The organism is Bacillus cereus group sp. RP43, assembly GCF_040459645.1.
In the GTDB taxonomy this organism is placed as follows: Bacteria; Bacillota; Bacilli; order Bacillales; family Bacillaceae_G; genus Bacillus_A; species Bacillus_A mycoides_C.
Window position 1 is genome coordinate 4,899,955 of sequence record NZ_JARVHQ010000001.1, and the last position, 16,749, is coordinate 4,916,703.

The following is a 16,749-nucleotide window of genomic DNA, read 5'->3' on the forward strand; positions in this document are numbered from 1 at the left end:
AAAATACGAAACAACTTGTTTCGTTCTTTTCTTTATATAAAATGGCGGTCCCGACCGGGGTCGAACCGGCGATCTCCTGCGTGACAGGCAGGCATGTTAACCACTACACCACGGGACCATTTGGTTGCGGGGACAGGATTTGAACCTGCGACCTTCGGGTTATGAGCCCGACGAGCTACCGTACTGCTCCACCCCGCGATGATATAAATAGCCTGGCAACGTCCTACTCTCACAGGGACAAGGTCCCAACTACCATCGGCGCTAGAGAGCTTAACTTCCGTGTTCGGTATGGGAACGGGTGTGACCTCTCTGCCATCATTACCAGACTGTATTCATTTAAGACAAGAATCATCATAACTCATTCGACATTTAAAGTCAACAAGTTTTTTATATTCTTTCAAAACTAGATAACATCGCTTCATATTATATGGTTAAGTCCTCGATCTATTAGTATTCGTCAGCTCCACATGTCACCATGCTTCCACCTCGAACCTATCAACCTGATCATCTTTCAGGGATCTTACTAGCTTACGCTATGGGAAATCTCATCTTGAGGGGGGCTTCATGCTTAGATGCTTTCAGCACTTATCCCTTCCGCACATAGCTACCCAGCTATGCCCTTGGCAGAACAACTGGTACACCAGCGGTGCGTCCATCCCGGTCCTCTCGTACTAAGGACAGCTCCTCTCAAATTTCCTACGCCCACGACGGATAGGGACCGAACTGTCTCACGACGTTCTGAACCCAGCTCGCGTACCGCTTTAATGGGCGAACAGCCCAACCCTTGGGACCGACTACAGCCCCAGGATGCGATGAGCCGACATCGAGGTGCCAAACCTCCCCGTCGATGTGGACTCTTGGGGGAGATAAGCCTGTTATCCCCGGGGTAGCTTTTATCCGTTGAGCGATGGCCCTTCCATGCGGAACCACCGGATCACTAAGCCCGACTTTCGTCCCTGCTCGACTTGTAGGTCTCGCAGTCAAGCTCCCTTATGCCTTTGCACTCTACGAATGATTTCCAACCATTCTGAGGGAACCTTTGGGCGCCTCCGTTACACTTTAGGAGGCGACCGCCCCAGTCAAACTGCCCACCTGACACTGTCTCCCGGGTCGATAAGACCCGTAGGTTAGAATTTCAATACAGTCAGGGCGGTATCCCACCAGCGCCTCCACCGAAGCTAGCGCTCCGGTTTCAATGGCTCCCGCCTATCCTGTACAAACTGTACCAAAATTCAATATCAGGCTACAGTAAAGCTCCACGGGGTCTTTCCGTCCTGTCGCGGGTAACCTGCATCTTCACAGGTACTATAATTTCACCGAGTCTCTGGTTGAGACAGTGCCCAAATCGTTACACCTTTCGTGCGGGTCGGAACTTACCCGACAAGGAATTTCGCTACCTTAGGACCGTTATAGTTACGGCCGCCGTTTACTGGGGCTTCAGTTCAGAGCTTCGCTTACGCTAACCCCTCTCCTTAACCTTCCAGCACCGGGCAGGTGTCAGCCCCTATACTTCGCCTTACGGCTTCGCAGAGACCTGTGTTTTTGCTAAACAGTCGCTTGGGCCTATTCACTGCGGCTTTCCGTTAAGAAAGCACCCCTTCTCCCGAAGTTACGGGGTCATTTTGCCGAGTTCCTTAACCAGAGTTCTCTCGCACACCTTAGGATTCTCTCCTCGCCTACCTGTGTCGGTTTGCGGTACAGGCACCTTTTATCTCGCTAGAAGCTTTTCTTGGCAGCGGGGAATCAAAGACTTCGCTCCATAAGGAGCTTCCCCATCACAGCTCAGCCTTCACGATAAGCGGATTTGCCTACTTATCAGCCTAACTGCTTGGACGTGCACAACCAATCGCACGCTTCTTCTATCCTTCTGCGTCCCTCCATTGCTCAAACGATAAAGAGGTGGTACAGGAATATCAACCTGTTGTCCATCGCCTACGCCTGTCGGCCTCGGCTTAGGTCCTGACTAACCCTGAGCGGACGAGCCTTCCTCAGGAAACCTTAGGCATTCGGTGGACGGGATTCTCACCCGTCTTTCGCTACTCATACCGGCATTCTCACTTCTAAGCGCTCCACCAGTCCTTCCGGTCTGACTTCACTGCACTTAGAACGCTCCCCTACCACTGATACCATTGGTATCAATTCGCAGCTTCGGTGGTGTATTTAGCCCCGGTACATTTTCGGCGCAGAGTCACTCGACTAGTGAGCTATTACGCACTCTTTAAATGGTGGCTGCTTCTGAGCCAACATCCTAGTTGTCTAAGCAACTCCACATCCTTTTCCACTTAATACACACTTTGGGACCTTAGCTGGCGATCTGGGCTGTTTCCCTCTTGACTACGGATCTTATCACTCGCAGTCTGACTCCTAAGGATAAGTCATTGGCATTCGGAGTTTGACTGAATTCGGTAATCCGATGAGGACCCCTAGTTCAATCAGTGCTCTACCTCCAAGACTCTTACACTTAAGGCTAGCCCTAAAGCTATTTCGGGGAGAACCAGCTATCTCCAGGTTCGATTGGAATTTCTCCGCTACCCACACCTCATCCCCGCACTTTTCAACGTGCGTGGGTTCGGGCCTCCATTCAGTGTTACCTGAACTTCACCCTGGACATGGGTAGATCACCTGGTTTCGGGTCTACGACCACGTACTAAACGCCCTATTCAGACTCGCTTTCGCTGCGGCTCCGCCTCTTCAGCTTAACCTTGCACGGGATCGTAACTCGCCGGTTCATTCTACAAAAGGCACGCCATCACCCATTAACGGGCTCTGACTATTTGTAGGCACACGGTTTCAGGATCTCTTTCACTCCCCTTCCGGGGTGCTTTTCACCTTTCCCTCACGGTACTGGTTCACTATCGATCACTAGGGAGTATTTAGCCTTGGGAGATGGTCCTCCCAGATTCCGACGGAATTTCACGTGTTCCGCCGTACTCAGGATACATTCAAGAGAGAACGAAGTTTCGACTACGGGGTTGTTACCCTCTGTGACGGACCTTTCCAGGTCGCTTCGTCTACCTCGTTCCTTTGTAACTCCGTATAGAATGTCCTACAACCCCAAGAGGCAAGCCTCTTGGTTTGGGCTAGATTCCGTTTCGCTCGCCGCTACTCAGGAAATCGCATTTGCTTTCTCTTCCTCCAGGTACTTAGATGTTTCAGTTCCCTGGGTCTGTCTTCCATACCCTATGTATTCAGGTAAGGATACCATACCATTACGTATAGTGGGTTTCCCCATTCGGAAATCTTCGGATCAAAGCTTACTTACAGCTCCCCGAAGCATATCGGCGTTAGTCCCGTCCTTCATCGACTCCTAGTGTCAAGGCATCCACCGTGCGCCCTTTCTAACTTAACCAAACTAAAATTAAAAAAATATGAGCTACACTGTTATCTAGTTTTCAAAGAACATACATTTAAACTTGAGAGATAGTTCTCTCAAAACTGAACGAAACGAAACAAGTCAACGTTTATTGATGAACTGCGTTCATCAATTCTCCATAGAAAGGAGGTGATCCAGCCGCACCTTCCGATACGGCTACCTTGTTACGACTTCACCCCAATCATCTGTCCCACCTTAGGCGGCTGGCTCCATAAAGGTTACCCCACCGACTTCGGGTGTTACAAACTCTCGTGGTGTGACGGGCGGTGTGTACAAGGCCCGGGAACGTATTCACCGCGGCATGCTGATCCGCGATTACTAGCGATTCCAGCTTCATGTAGGCGAGTTGCAGCCTACAATCCGAACTGAGAACGGTTTTATGAGATTAGCTCCACCTCGCGGTCTTGCAGCTCTTTGTACCGTCCATTGTAGCACGTGTGTAGCCCAGGTCATAAGGGGCATGATGATTTGACGTCATCCCCACCTTCCTCCGGTTTGTCACCGGCAGTCACCTTAGAGTGCCCAACTTAATGATGGCAACTAAGATCAAGGGTTGCGCTCGTTGCGGGACTTAACCCAACATCTCACGACACGAGCTGACGACAACCATGCACCACCTGTCACTCTGCTCCCGAAGGAGAAGTCCTATCTCTAGGATTTTCAGAGGATGTCAAGACCTGGTAAGGTTCTTCGCGTTGCTTCGAATTAAACCACATGCTCCACCGCTTGTGCGGGCCCCCGTCAATTCCTTTGAGTTTCAGCCTTGCGGCCGTACTCCCCAGGCGGAGTGCTTAATGCGTTAACTTCAGCACTAAAGGGCGGAAACCCTCTAACACTTAGCACTCATCGTTTACGGCGTGGACTACCAGGGTATCTAATCCTGTTTGCTCCCCACGCTTTCGCGCCTCAGTGTCAGTTACAGACCAGAAAGTCGCCTTCGCCACTGGTGTTCCTCCATATCTCTACGCATTTCACCGCTACACATGGAATTCCACTTTCCTCTTCTGCACTCAAGTCTCCCAGTTTCCAATGACCCTCCACGGTTGAGCCGTGGGCTTTCACATCAGACTTAAGAAACCACCTGCGCGCGCTTTACGCCCAATAATTCCGGATAACGCTTGCCACCTACGTATTACCGCGGCTGCTGGCACGTAGTTAGCCGTGGCTTTCTGGTTAGGTACCGTCAAGGTGCCAGCTTATTCAACTAGCACTTGTTCTTCCCTAACAACAGAGTTTTACGACCCGAAAGCCTTCATCACTCACGCGGCGTTGCTCCGTCAGACTTTCGTCCATTGCGGAAGATTCCCTACTGCTGCCTCCCGTAGGAGTCTGGGCCGTGTCTCAGTCCCAGTGTGGCCGATCACCCTCTCAGGTCGGCTACGCATCGTTGCCTTGGTGAGCCGTTACCTCACCAACTAGCTAATGCGACGCGGGTCCATCCATAAGTGACAGCCGAAGCCGCCTTTCAATTTCGAACCATGCAGTTCAAAATATTATCCGGTATTAGCCCCGGTTTCCCGGAGTTATCCCAGTCTTATGGGCAGGTTACCCACGTGTTACTCACCCGTCCGCCGCTAACTTCATAAGAGCAAGCTCTTAATCCATTCGCTCGACTTGCATGTATTAGGCACGCCGCCAGCGTTCATCCTGAGCCAGGATCAAACTCTCCAATAAAGTTAGTTTGTCTAGCATCTAAAAATAAAAATTGACGTTCACGTTGTTTGTTTCGTTCAGTTTTCAAAGAACTAAAAGCGGGTGAAGAGAATCGAACTCTCGACCAGAGCTTGGAAGGCTCTTGTTTTACCACTAAACTACACCCGCGTGGTCGGGAAGACAGGATTTGAACCTGCGACCCCCTGGTCCCAAACCAGGTGCTCTACCAAGCTGAGCCACTTCCCGTTATGGCGCGCCCGAGAGGAGTCGAACCCCTAACCTCTTGATCCGTAGTCAAACGCTCTATCCAATTGAGCTACGGGCGCTTATTCATGATGTTTTTTCGTCGTTGTATTTTGGCGACTCAATTATCTTATCATACTACATTTTCAAATACAAGTACTTTTTTAAAAAGATTTTTTGATGCGGCCGAGAGGACTTGAACCTCCACGGGGTTTCCCCCACTAGGCCCTCAACCTAGCGCGTCTGCCGTTCCGCCACGACCGCGCGGAAAAAACAAAAGTGAGCCATGAAGGATTCGAACCTTCGACCCTCTGATTAAAAGTCAGATGCTCTACCAACTGAGCTAATGGCTCGTAAATGGCTGGGCTAGCTGGATTCGAACCAGCGCATGACGGAGTCAAAGTCCGTTGCCTTACCGCTTGGCTATAGCCCATCGAAATAGTTATCTTCTTTTCAAAGACAAATGTTATTGTACCATAATGACCAATAAAAAACAACTGCTATATAGCAGAAGTTAAAATGGCGGTCCCGACCGGGGTCGAACCGGCGATCTCCTGCGTGACAGGCAGGCATGTTAACCACTACACCACGGGACCATTTGGTTGCGGGGACAGGATTTGAACCTGCGACCTTCGGGTTATGAGCCCGACGAGCTACCGTACTGCTCCACCCCGCGATAATATTATTTATATAATTTATATGGTGGAGGATGACGGGATCGAACCGCCGACCCCCTGCTTGTAAGGCAGGTGCTCTCCCAGCTGAGCTAATCCTCCGAAGTGGTGACCCGTACGGGATTCGAACCCGTGTTACCGCCGTGAAAGGGCGGTGTCTTAACCACTTGACCAACGGGCCAATATATATGGCAGAGAAGAAGGGATTCGAACCCTCGCACCGCGTTAGCGATCTACTCCCTTAGCAGGGGAGCCCCTTGAGCCACTTGGGTACTTCTCTGTATATGGCTCCGCAGGTAGGACTCGAACCTACGACCGATCGGTTAACAGCCGATAGCTCTACCACTGAGCTACTGCGGAATAATAAAGACAATTTGTATCTTATAAAATTTCTCATCGTAAGTCAAGAAGTTTTTTTACAACGTCTTGCGCAAACGGGACATGTTTATAATATACTGGATTGCGTTTTCACTGTCAAGATGTTTTCACTACCAGTTTTAGTTGTCCTTTGCACTTTCCACATACATATCTTTGTGTATTTATTTTACGTCTTCTTACATATTGAAACGAACAACCTATACATTCATACGTATAAACTTTCGTTTCCTCCTCACTAATCATTCGTTTACAAAAACGTGGTGCACCTACTTTCTTTAATAACTCACGAAAATCTCTATCTCGGTGCTTATACCCTTTTCCTGTGATATGTAAGTGATAATGACAAAGTTCATGTTTAACAATCCCGACTAACTCTTCTTTACCATATATTTCGTAATATCGATAATTCAATTCTATATTATGATTCTTCAATAGATAGCGCCCACCCGTTGTACGTAACCTACTATTAAACATCGCTTTATGTAAAAACGGCATTCCAAAGCATTGTAACGATACCTCTTCCACTAACCTCTGAATTTCTTGCTCATCCATTCTCATTCCTCCTAAACAAAAAATATTTTTACACTTTTCTCCCTTCCTATACATATATTAAATAGTACATATACCCATCCTCATTCAAGAAGCGTGATTTCTAAAAATGCAGCATTGATAGAAATCCACTCACCAACCTCTCATCAATATTTCTTTAATATAAAAGGAGGAATTTTTGAGAGCAGGATTAAACAAGGAGGGATTCCTATGCCTACATGGCTAAAGAAACAAATGCAACGTGCATATTTCGAAAAAAACCGGTATCAAATCAAGTTACTAAATGAATGCTGGTTTTATTATAGTAAAATACACCAAAGCTCATAATCAATGAAACTTTCCTATCCATAAAAAGAGAGCAGTTTCATCTGCTCTCTTTATTTTCTATTCAATTGGTAACATTGATAATGCAACACGACCTTTTTTCGTATCAATATCATCTACCCATACCTTTACAATTTGCCCCACCGATACGATATCTAATGGATGCTTTACAAATTGTTTACTTAGTTTAGAAATATGTACTAAACCATCTTGCTTCACACCAATATCAACAAAGGCACCGAAATCAACAACATTGCGGATCGTTCCCTCTAATTCCATACCACGCTTTAAATCTTCTAATTTTAAAATCCCCTTTTTCAAAAGTGGCTTTGGCAACTCATCCCTCATATCTCGTTCCGGGCTAATTAAAGCATCCATAATATCAACTAATGTTGGCTCACCAATCTCGGTCTCTTGAGATAATTTAGAAATATCTACTCCTTCTAAACTCTTTTGCAAGTTTGGTTTCCCCACATCATTCTTTGATAACCCTAGGCTCTTTAATAACAATTCAACATTTTTATATTGTTCTGGATGAATCCCTGTGCGATCTAACGGATTCGCTCCTTCTAATATACGTAAAAACCCGATACATTGTTCATATGTTTTTGCACCTAAACGCGGGATTTTCTTTAATTCAGTACGCTTCGTGAATTTTCCATCTTCCTCACGCTTAGCTACAATATTTTTCGCAACTGTTTTTGATAACCCCGAAACATATTGCAACAATGCAACTGAAGCTGTATTTACATTAACACCAACTCGGTTAACCGCTGTCTCTACTACAAATGTTAATGATTCATTTAATCTCTTTTGAGATACATCATGTTGATATTGTCCCACCCCAACAGATTTAGGGTCAATTTTCACAAGCTCTGCAAGTGGATCTTGCAGACGTCTCCCAATTGAAACAGCACTCCTTTCTTCAACCTGTAAATTCGGGAATTCCTCGCGAGCTACATCAGATGCTGAGTACACACTAGCACCCGCTTCATTTACAATAATGTAAAATACATCTCGTTCTACATTTTGTAATACATCTACTATAAATTCTTCCGTTTCTCTCGAAGCTGTACCATTTCCAATCGCTATCATTTCAACTTCATATTTATCTATAATGGAAATGATTTTCGTTTTTGCATCCTCATATTTACGAACAGGCGGATGCGGATAAATAACATCTATGTGAAGAACTTTCCCTGTATCATCTACTACAGCTAATTTACAACCGGTCCTATATGCTGGATCTACCGCTAACACAACTTTCCCTTTCATCGGAGGCTGTAATAATAAATTACGTAAATTCTCAGAGAAAATATGAATCGCTTGCTCTTCGGCCGTTTCCATTAATTCTTTACGAATTTCTCTTTCTATTGAAGGTTGAATTAATCGCTTATATCCATCTTCCATCGCTAATTGTACATAATGTGCACTTTTAGAAGCTTCATCAAGAATCATTTTTTTATGTAAAAACTGAAGAATTTCTTCAATTGGCGTGATAACAGAAACTCTTAATACGTCTTCCTTTTCACCACGATTCATAGCTAGTACACGATGCGGCACTACTTTTTGCAACGGTTCTTCGTAGCCATAATACATTTCATATATATTCTTTTCATCTTTTTCTTTATCTTTTACAGATGAAGACATAATCCCTTTTCGGAAAGTAGTATTGCGAATCCAACTACGATATGCCGCATTATCCGAAACAAGTTCCGCAATAATATCTTGCGCACCTTGCAACGCATCTTCTGCAGACTCCACTTCTTTTTCTGCATTAACAAATTCCATAGCCTTCTCTGCTGGATTCTCTTTTTTATATAACAATAGCCACTCAGCTAACGGTTCTAATCCCTTTTCTTTAGCAATTGTAGCTTTCGTTCTTCTCTTTTCTTTATATGGACGATATAAATCTTCTACTTCCTGAAGTTTTTTTGCGGCAACAATATGACGACGCAGCTCTTCGGTTAGTTTACCCTTTTCACCAATAAGACGAAGAACCTCTTCTTTCCTATCTTCTAGTTGCATCATATATTGCCATCTTTCTAAGATTGCACGAATTTGCACCTCATCTAGTGATCCTGTCCATTCTTTTCGGTAACGAGCGATAAATGGAACTGTGTTACCTTCTTCTGTTAATTGAATAACATGACGAACTTGCTTTTCTGTAAAGCCTAATTCTTTCACTAACATTTTCATTAACCCTTGTCGATTATCTACCATTTCCATATCCAACCGTAACCTCCTCTATAATAAAAAAAAGTTGCCCTGTAAAGAGAGCAACTTAAACTGCCGATTTAAAAATCTATTAGTCCTAAACTAATTTGTAACGCTTCATCTACACGACTCATCATCACTTCATCCAAATGAGTGATTTTGTCCGTTAAGCGTTGCTTATCGATTGTTCGAATCTGCTCAAGTAAAATAACAGAATCTCTCTCAAAACCATACTTTTTCGCATCAATTTCCACATGAGTGGGTAATTTCGCTTTTTGAATCTGTGCAGTAATAGCCGCTACAATCACAGTCGGACTAAAACGATTTCCGATGTCATTTTGAATGACAAGAACCGGACGAACGCCTCCTTGCTCAGAACCAACAACTGGGGAAAGGTCTGCAAAATACACGTCGCCGCGTTTTACAATCAAAATATTACCCCCCGCTAACTAAGCGTTCTACTGTATGAGCTGCTTCATACTCTGCTAAGAAAGCTTCAGATGCAATACCAAGATTAATTTTTCCCATTTCAATGTACCCACGTCGCATTGATTCATGTTGGTAGCGTTTCTTCGTCTTATGTTGACGCAATAACAGTTGTGTTGCCTGGCAAATTAGTTCATGGCGATTCTTATTCTCTTGTTTTCCAATTCCGTCCAATTCCGTTACCATTTGCTTTGGCAACCGAACCACGATTTCAGTAGTTACACTTGATTCGGACACAAAAATACACCTCCACCGTCAACTACACACCCAAATATATATATGACACCTATTGTAATAATACCATTGTATGGAGCCTGTTGCAAAGACTTCCTTATTCCTTGCTTATGTTTTCCAATTCATAAATAAAACATTCATCCTCTTTTACTTTTTATCTCTTTCAAACAAGGAATAAAGCAATACTTCAGTAATATTTCATTGTAACTTATATTAATAACAATTATAAAAAGAAGCTCCCTAGCAAAAAAGAGCCTATTTTCCATTAGCGAAAATCCTCTAAATGACGAGGTGCTGAGCGATAATAGCTCCTTCTATATATCGTTCAAATAATTGATTACTTCTACAACTTTACCGTGTCGTATAAATATTCTCGGTACACGGAAGCTTATCGTTGCAATAATTTCATAATTAATAGTCCCGGAATATTCAGCAACCTCGGTAGCACTAATATACTCATCACCTTGTCTCCCAATGAGTGTAACTTTCGTACCAAGTGGCACTTCACAAGGAAGATGTATCATGAATTGATCCATTGTTACTCGCCCTACAATCGGTACCCTTTCACCATTTACAAGCACTTTAAATCCTTGCAACCTTCTAAGCCATCCATCCGCATATCCAATCGCAACTGTCGCAATCCATTCTTCGGTTCTCGTTCGGTATGTGACATTATAACTAATCCCATCCCCTTTAATCACTTGCTTAATATGAGCAACCTTCGTATGAAGCGACAACGCTGGTTCCAATTTAAATGGTAAAAAAGGACGTATTTCTACAGATGGGGATAGTCCATACATCGCAATACCAATTCGCACCGCATTAAATGTAATCCCTTGAAACCTTAACGTTGCAGCACTATTGGCTGTATGGACAAATTTAGGGTTCACTCCAAATTCTTTCAACCAACTTAACTGCTGCAAGAATGTATTATATTGCTTATCAAAGTAAGAAGTCTCAACCTCATCCGCTGTTGCAAAATGCGTATATACTCCTTCTAACTCTAAAAATGGTGCACCTTCTAAACTCTTTAAGAACCCTTTTAATTCTTTACGTTCACGTATTCCGATTCTCCCCATACCACTATCAAAATTAATATGGAATTTCATTATTGATGAACCATCCCAGAGCTTTATCGCTTCTTCCACCCATTCTTTTTGAAAAACAGTTAATGCTACATCATTTTCAGCAGCTACATTTACATCACGGGGCGGGGAAGGACCTAATACTAAAATCGGTGCAGTAATACCAGCCCTCCGAAGCACTAAAGCTTCATCTAAAAAAGCAACTGCTAATCTTGTTGCTCCTGCTTCTAATGCAGTTTTAGCCACCGGTACATAATCGTGCCCATATGCATTCGCTTTAACTACAGCAAAAATCTCTACATCACTTGGAATGAACTCTTTAATATGCGTAACATTGTTATAAATCGCATCTAAATCCACTTCTACCCAGGTGTCACGGTAAAACGGTGCTTCTTCCATAAATACACTTCCTTATACACGATATGCGAAGCTTATTCTTTTATATGCTTCTTTTATGAAATCCACCTTCAAACTAAGAAAAGACGCGGTGCACATATATCACCACGTCTAAGATGTTTACTTCACCTGTTTCGCTGTAACTGAACGAGCAACCATCAACAGCTCATTCGGCTCTAAACCTTTAGACACGAGCATATATTCTACTCCGTTATGCGACCACGTTACAGAGTCTTTCGTCAATGCACCAATCGTGAAACCAAGATCAACCGGCTCTCCACTTACACTTACCGCCGATGAGGCCTCTGCAACTTTTGCCTTTTCTTGTATTAAAGTAAAGGATTTCTTACTTCCAGTGTATGTGAGTATTGCACGCTTGCCACTGTCTGTCTTCAACTCTTCTTCCTCTTTCAAAGTCATGCCTTGCGGCGTATCACGCGGATACAAAATAGCAAACGGTTTGTCTTCTTTCGCTGCCGTCTGAACATCCACTTGTGCTCTAGACATATTTTGTTTCGTATCAAATGCACCTTTATCAAACTTTGCATCAAACTTTACTTTAGTGAAATCTACTTTTACAAGGACATTTTGATCATTATCCATCAGTTTCACAGAAACTGGTGTTAAATCACTTTTATTCAGCTTAATTTCTTGTTTTGGCAACATATTTTGATGTTGATAATTTGTTTTTGTTTTAAATACATAATACTTATCTGTTTTCTCGAAAGAGAGATTTTTCTTATCTTGCAAAATATCTCTTACAAGCGATTCATATAAATAAGCCTGGCTACTATTTTGTGGCCAATCACTTTGAAAACGGAAACTCTTATTAAGTGCTGGTGTTAATACAAATACACCTTCATCATTTCTTAAAATAATTTGACTCTGATCCTTTTTCGCATTCTGCAAATTCACACGATAATACGAAGGTTCTTTATGCCAAATTTCTACATTGTACTCCTGAGGCTCATTTCCTGTTTTAATAGATAATTTCGCTTCAGCTTGATAACTCTTCATACTTTTAACTTTAGCTTCTAAATCTTTCACAACATCTTCCTGTTTCTTTTCCATACAACCCGCCAGCACAAAAACGGTCAATAAACCGACAAGAACTAAAAACAGACGCCTTTTCATCACTTCAGCCCCTTTGCCCCTATAAATGAATGGAAGATATGCCTTCCTTATCGCTACCTCAAATATATGAGACAAAGATATAAAATATGCAGACTAGCGTGACGAGCTTTCTAAAACAACTTGAGCAACGGCAAATTCTTTACTATGACTAATTGATAAATGAACAATATGCTCTGTATTTGTAATAATAATCGGCTTACCTCTATCATCATTCCTTACTTCAATATCTAAAAAACTCACTTCTTTCCCGATACCGGTCCCTACCGCTTTAGAATACGCCTCTTTTGCTGCAAATCTTCCAGCTACAAATTCTGTAAGACGACTTCCTTTCAGCCCCTCGGCAACACCACGTTCTCTTTCAGTTAAAATACGTTCCATAAATTTAAGCTTTCCATCTAGCATTTTTTCAATTCGATTTAACTCAATAATATCGATTCCAATCCCTACAATCATTTCAAAATCCCCTTCTTCTATTTAGCTTTCTTCATTCATATTGTAAGAATAACAGAGAATCTTTCTGATGCAAAAGGAGTGATACTAACAACATGCTAATACCATCCACTCGCATTTCTCTACAACCGATTGTCATCTCTTTACTTCTTATACAATTAGTCATGATTATATTGAGCGACTTTTCCCTCTTTCACCTGGCAGCCTACAATGAATATATCGCTAAAGGAGAATGGTGGCGTGTCATAACTTCCTTACTTGTACACGTAGACTTACAGCATTTTCTTTCTAATAGTATTTGTTTATTTGTATTCGGTTCTTCTATCGAAAAACAAATAGGACACTTTTCTTTCATCATTATTTTTTTCCTTTCTGGCATTCTCGGGAATATTTCTTCTTATATTATTATGCCTCTTGAATATATTCACGCCGGAGCATCTGGTGGTATTTTCGGATTACTAGGCGCCCAATTATTTTTATTGTATAGTCGGTATCGCTCTTCAAAACCAAGAGACATCGCTATTTTTTCAATAATGATACTCATATTACTGCTATTTACTTTCTTTAATCCTTCTGCCAATCCTATAAGCCATTTAACCGGCTTAATAATCGGCGGCATTTGCACCCCTTTTTTAATAAAGTGAAACTTTAATCAGCCCTCACCAATCGGGACAAAAAAATCGATGGCGCAGAGCTTATTTAATATAGAAGCTCGCACCATCGACAATTTCCACATCTGTTTGTTTACTTAAATCTCTCATTAGTTGAAATAAAGACTCGTCCTTTTTCTTCGCCTCAATCATACAATCAATTTGCGGAACACTCCCCTTTATCTTTTTCAAAAAAGATAAGAAGGTATCTACATCAATAAAATCCGCGTGTGCTCTCGGGTCTTTTCCATCTCTAGGACTAGAGATGTGCATTTTAACTGGTAACAAAGACGATTCCCACGTATGTACAACACGTGCCCAATCTTCATGCCAATCTTCCTGGTCATTATTCATCATATGATGATGCAAATCAAACACGACTGGAATATCTAATTTCTCACCTAAATATAATGTTTCTTCTAAAGAAAAGGTCGTGTCATCATTTTCTAATATAATCATCTCTTGAATACCTCTTGGAACAGTTGACCAATTTTCTATAAAGCGTTCTAATGCGAGCTCCTTATCGTTATAACCTCCTCCCACATGTAATACACATCGTTGCTTATGTTCAATTCCCATACCCGCAAGCAATTTTTTGTGCATCTGCAATGTCTTTACAGATTGTTTGAAAATACTCTCCTCGGGTGAATTTAGTACAACAAAATGATCTGGATGGAAGTCAATTCGCATATTCATACGAATTGCATATTCACCTAATTCTTTCAGATTTTCTTTTAAAGGACGAATATAGTTCCAATCTAACAACTCCTCATGATTCGCTAAAGGAATAAGCTTGGAACTAAGTCGAAAGAAAGATACATCATGTCCTTTATTATGCTTTAATAACCGTAAGCAATTTTCCAAATTCGAATTAGCAATTCTTTCGAGTTTACGAATTGCAGCCTCTCGATCATCAATCCGCTGAAACTGTGCATATGTCATCGTTTGAGATGGAGATGCATTCTTCAAATGCACACTCATCGCAACATACCCAAGTCTTACAAGCATATAGCACCTCATTTCTATACGAGTTATTATGTAGTATGCACAATTACAGAAATAAAAAAAGAGAATGCCAACAAAGGGCATTCTCTTTTTTATTAAGCTTGTGGACGGCTATGATGTTTTCTTTCGCCGCGTCCATTTGAAGAAGATCCAGGGCGACCTTGACCTTCACCTCTACGACCACGGTTACCATCACGGCTACCAGCATCACGATTACGATCACGGTTACGACCATCGCCACCGCCGCGTCCATCACGGTTACGGTCACGGTTACGACCATCGCCACCGCCGCGTCCATCACGACTACGATTACGGTTACCATCACGGTATCCGCCTCCGTTACCGTTACCACCGCGTTTTTTAGAACCGCCACCTCTTGAAACAACTGGTGGTTCTGATGTTAAAGCGATTGGAGTTGTATCCGGCTCTTTTGTCATCATTTTTAAAGCAGCAGCTACTACTGTTACAGAGTCATTCTCTTCTAACATTTCTTCTGCAATACGCTTGTAGTATGATAAGTTTTCATTTTGGATTGCACTTTGAAGCTTTTCTGCGATTAAACGTTGTTGACCTTCTAATGCCTCGTCAAGTGTCGGTGCTTCCATACGATCAACTTTACGTTTTGTTGTGCGCTCGATATTTTTTAATTGTCCTGATTCACGTGGTGTTACAAATAACATTGCAATACCTTTTTTACCTGCACGGCCAGTACGACCGATACGGTGAACGTATGATTCTGGATCTTGTGGGATATCGAAGTTGTATACGTGTGTTACGCCTGAAATATCAAGACCACGTGCAGCAACGTCTGTTGCAACAAGAACTTCAATAGCACCTTCTTTAAATTTACGTAATACAGACATACGCTTCGCTTGTGTTAAGTCACCGTGAATACCTTCTGCTGCATAACCACGTAAGTTTAATGCTTCTGATAATTCATCAACACGACGCTTTGTACGACCGAATATGATTGCAAGCTCTGGAGATTGAATATCTAGTAAGCGTGTTAACACGTCAAACTTTTTCTTTTCTTGCACTTCTAAATAGAACTGCTGAATGTTTGGCATTGTTACTTCTTTTGCTTTTACTTTAATGTGTTGAGGCTCAGTCATGAAACGCTCAGCAATACGACGGATTGGATCTGGCATTGTCGCTGAGAATAATAATGTTTGATGTGTTTCTGGCACATCTGTTAAAATCGCTTCAATATCTTCAATGAAGCCCATGTTTAACATTTCATCCGCTTCGTCAAGAACAACAGTCTCTACGTTTTGTAAGCGAAGTGTTTTACGGTTAATATGATCTAAAATACGACCCGGCGTACCAACAATAATGTGTGGGTGTTTTTTTAGAGCACGAATTTGGCGGTTAATATCTTGACCACCATAAATTGGTAGAATACGAACGCGTTTATGTTTACCAATTTTGTATAGCTCTTCTCCAACTTGAATTGCTAATTCACGCGTTGGCGCGATAACAATACCTTGAACTGCTTCTTTATTTGTATCCACTTTATCTAATAGTGGTAATCCGAATGCTGCTGTTTTCCCTGTACCTGTTTGCGCTTGCCCAATAATATCCTTACCTTGCAATGCATGTGGAATTGTTTCAGCTTGAATCGGCGTAGCCTCTTCAAAGCCCATACTTTCAACAGATTGCAGTAAAGACTCACTTAATCCTAATTCTCGAAATGTTGTCAATGTTACTTCTCCTTTTCTATCCTATACTTATCATTTAAAAAAAGGCGTTTTCCGAACTTGCGGAAAAGCCCTTTTCCTGAATACTTACGTATATAACCGGGCGTATATTCTTCACGAAAATACTTCTAAACGTTATTACACTTTATCAATTATAAGTTTTGTAGGTGTAAAAAGCAAACCCCAACTGTTACCTTATTT

The 16,749-nt window shown here is 42.4% G+C and carries 12 protein-coding genes, 14 tRNA genes and 3 rRNA genes; 2 read left to right on the forward strand and 27 right to left on the reverse strand.

Annotated elements, in window-relative coordinates; translation table 11 throughout:
* Nucleotides 1–42: 42 nt before the first annotated feature.
* From QCI75_RS25315 to QCI75_RS25400, 18 genes are all read right to left on the reverse strand, one after another.
* A tRNA-Asp gene (locus QCI75_RS25315) sits at nucleotides 43–118 on the reverse strand.
* 3 nt (nucleotides 119–121) lie between these two features.
* Nucleotides 122–198: transfer RNA gene (locus QCI75_RS25320), tRNA-Met, on the reverse strand.
* A 12-nt stretch (nucleotides 199–210) separates the two neighbouring features.
* Nucleotides 211–326 (reverse strand): 5S ribosomal RNA (rrf, locus tag QCI75_RS25325).
* Between the two features lie 101 nt (nucleotides 327–427).
* Nucleotides 428–3,349 (reverse strand): 23S ribosomal RNA (locus tag QCI75_RS25330).
* Between the two features lie 146 nt (nucleotides 3,350–3,495).
* Nucleotides 3,496–5,047 (reverse strand): 16S ribosomal RNA (locus QCI75_RS25335).
* The 16S, 23S and 5S rRNA genes sit together here with 14 tRNA genes alongside, the layout of an rRNA operon.
* Before the next feature lie 76 nt (nucleotides 5,048–5,123).
* A tRNA-Gly gene (locus QCI75_RS25340) sits at nucleotides 5,124–5,194 on the reverse strand.
* Between the two features lies 1 nt (nucleotide 5,195).
* Nucleotides 5,196–5,272, reverse strand: a tRNA-Pro gene (locus tag QCI75_RS25345).
* Between the two features lie 3 nt (nucleotides 5,273–5,275).
* Nucleotides 5,276–5,352 (reverse strand) — tRNA-Arg (locus QCI75_RS25350).
* Nucleotides 5,353–5,450: 98 nt separating this feature from the next.
* A tRNA-Leu gene (locus QCI75_RS25355) sits at nucleotides 5,451–5,533 on the reverse strand.
* Between the two features lie 16 nt (nucleotides 5,534–5,549).
* Nucleotides 5,550–5,622, reverse strand: a tRNA-Lys gene (locus tag QCI75_RS25360).
* Between the two features lie 5 nt (nucleotides 5,623–5,627).
* A tRNA-Gln gene (locus QCI75_RS25365) sits at nucleotides 5,628–5,702 on the reverse strand.
* Between the two features lie 87 nt (nucleotides 5,703–5,789).
* A tRNA-Asp gene (locus QCI75_RS25370) sits at nucleotides 5,790–5,865 on the reverse strand.
* Between the two features lie 3 nt (nucleotides 5,866–5,868).
* A tRNA-Met gene (locus QCI75_RS25375) sits at nucleotides 5,869–5,945 on the reverse strand.
* Nucleotides 5,946–5,969: 24 nt separating this feature from the next.
* A tRNA-Val gene (locus QCI75_RS25380) sits at nucleotides 5,970–6,045 on the reverse strand.
* Nucleotides 6,046–6,049: 4 nt separating this feature from the next.
* Nucleotides 6,050–6,124: transfer RNA gene (locus QCI75_RS25385), tRNA-Glu, on the reverse strand.
* An 8-nt stretch (nucleotides 6,125–6,132) separates the two neighbouring features.
* Nucleotides 6,133–6,223: transfer RNA gene (locus tag QCI75_RS25390), tRNA-Ser, on the reverse strand.
* A 5-nt stretch (nucleotides 6,224–6,228) separates the two neighbouring features.
* A tRNA-Asn gene (locus QCI75_RS25395) sits at nucleotides 6,229–6,303 on the reverse strand.
* 114 nt (nucleotides 6,304–6,417) lie between these two features.
* A complete protein-coding gene (locus tag QCI75_RS25400; protein WP_144506118.1) occupies nucleotides 6,418–6,873 on the reverse strand; it encodes a SprT family protein in 456 nt (151 codons plus the stop codon).
* A gap of 207 nt (nucleotides 6,874–7,080) precedes the next feature.
* Here QCI75_RS25400 and cmpA point away from each other — a divergent pair, with 207 nt between their 5' ends.
* Nucleotides 7,081–7,197, forward strand: a complete 117-nt coding sequence (cmpA, locus tag QCI75_RS25405) for a cortex morphogenetic protein CmpA (RefSeq protein ID WP_001143642.1) — start codon at nucleotides 7,081–7,083, stop codon at nucleotides 7,195–7,197.
* 57 nt (nucleotides 7,198–7,254) lie between these two features.
* Here the strand turns inward: cmpA and QCI75_RS25410 are convergent, their stop codons facing one another.
* The 7 genes from QCI75_RS25410 to QCI75_RS25440 form a co-directional block, all read right to left on the reverse strand.
* Nucleotides 7,255–9,423: a Tex family protein gene (locus tag QCI75_RS25410; protein WP_353761574.1), complete on the reverse strand. Its 2,169-nt coding sequence runs from the start codon at nucleotides 9,421–9,423 to the stop codon at nucleotides 7,255–7,257.
* 68 nt (nucleotides 9,424–9,491) lie between these two features.
* Entirely contained in the window at nucleotides 9,492–9,842 is a 351-nt protein-coding gene (gene ndoA, locus QCI75_RS25415) for a type II toxin-antitoxin system endoribonuclease NdoA (protein ID WP_000635965.1), read from the reverse strand.
* Between the two features lie 4 nt (nucleotides 9,843–9,846).
* Nucleotides 9,847–10,134 (reverse strand): antitoxin EndoAI, encoded by a 288-nt coding sequence (locus QCI75_RS25420; RefSeq protein ID WP_000004570.1) that lies wholly within the window; start codon nucleotides 10,132–10,134, stop codon nucleotides 9,847–9,849.
* 311 nt (nucleotides 10,135–10,445) lie between these two features.
* Nucleotides 10,446–11,615: an alanine racemase gene (alr, locus tag QCI75_RS25425; protein ID WP_144506117.1), complete on the reverse strand. Its 1,170-nt coding sequence runs from the start codon at nucleotides 11,613–11,615 to the stop codon at nucleotides 10,446–10,448.
* A gap of 117 nt (nucleotides 11,616–11,732) precedes the next feature.
* On the reverse strand, nucleotides 11,733–12,683 hold the full coding sequence (locus QCI75_RS25430) for a LolA family protein (RefSeq protein WP_142344742.1): 951 nt from the start codon (nucleotides 12,681–12,683) through the stop codon (nucleotides 11,733–11,735).
* Nucleotides 12,684–12,839: 156 nt separating this feature from the next.
* Nucleotides 12,840–13,199: a holo-ACP synthase gene (gene acpS, locus QCI75_RS25435; RefSeq protein ID WP_002009969.1), complete on the reverse strand. Its 360-nt coding sequence runs from the start codon at nucleotides 13,197–13,199 to the stop codon at nucleotides 12,840–12,842.
* A gap of 31 nt (nucleotides 13,200–13,230) precedes the next feature.
* The gene (locus QCI75_RS25440) at nucleotides 13,231–13,362 is read right to left on the reverse strand and encodes a hypothetical protein (protein ID WP_353761581.1); all 132 of its coding nucleotides are present in this window, start codon (nucleotides 13,360–13,362) and stop codon (nucleotides 13,231–13,233) included.
* On the opposite strand from QCI75_RS25440, the gene QCI75_RS25445 reads away from it, so the two are divergent.
* A complete protein-coding gene (locus tag QCI75_RS25445) occupies nucleotides 13,349–13,840 on the forward strand; it encodes a rhomboid family intramembrane serine protease (protein WP_353761576.1) in 492 nt (163 codons plus the stop codon). The genes QCI75_RS25440 and QCI75_RS25445 overlap by 14 nt on opposite strands.
* A 51-nt stretch (nucleotides 13,841–13,891) precedes the next feature.
* Here QCI75_RS25445 and uvsE read toward each other — a convergent pair whose 3' ends face one another.
* Together uvsE and cshA are read right to left on the reverse strand one after the other, a co-directional pair.
* Entirely contained in the window at nucleotides 13,892–14,854 is a 963-nt protein-coding gene (gene uvsE / locus QCI75_RS25450) for a UV DNA damage repair endonuclease UvsE (protein ID WP_353761397.1), read from the reverse strand.
* A gap of 92 nt (nucleotides 14,855–14,946) precedes the next feature.
* A complete protein-coding gene (gene cshA, locus QCI75_RS25455) occupies nucleotides 14,947–16,551 on the reverse strand; it encodes a degradosome RNA helicase CshA (protein ID WP_144506114.1) in 1,605 nt (534 codons plus the stop codon).
* Nucleotides 16,552–16,749 lie beyond the last annotated feature (198 nt).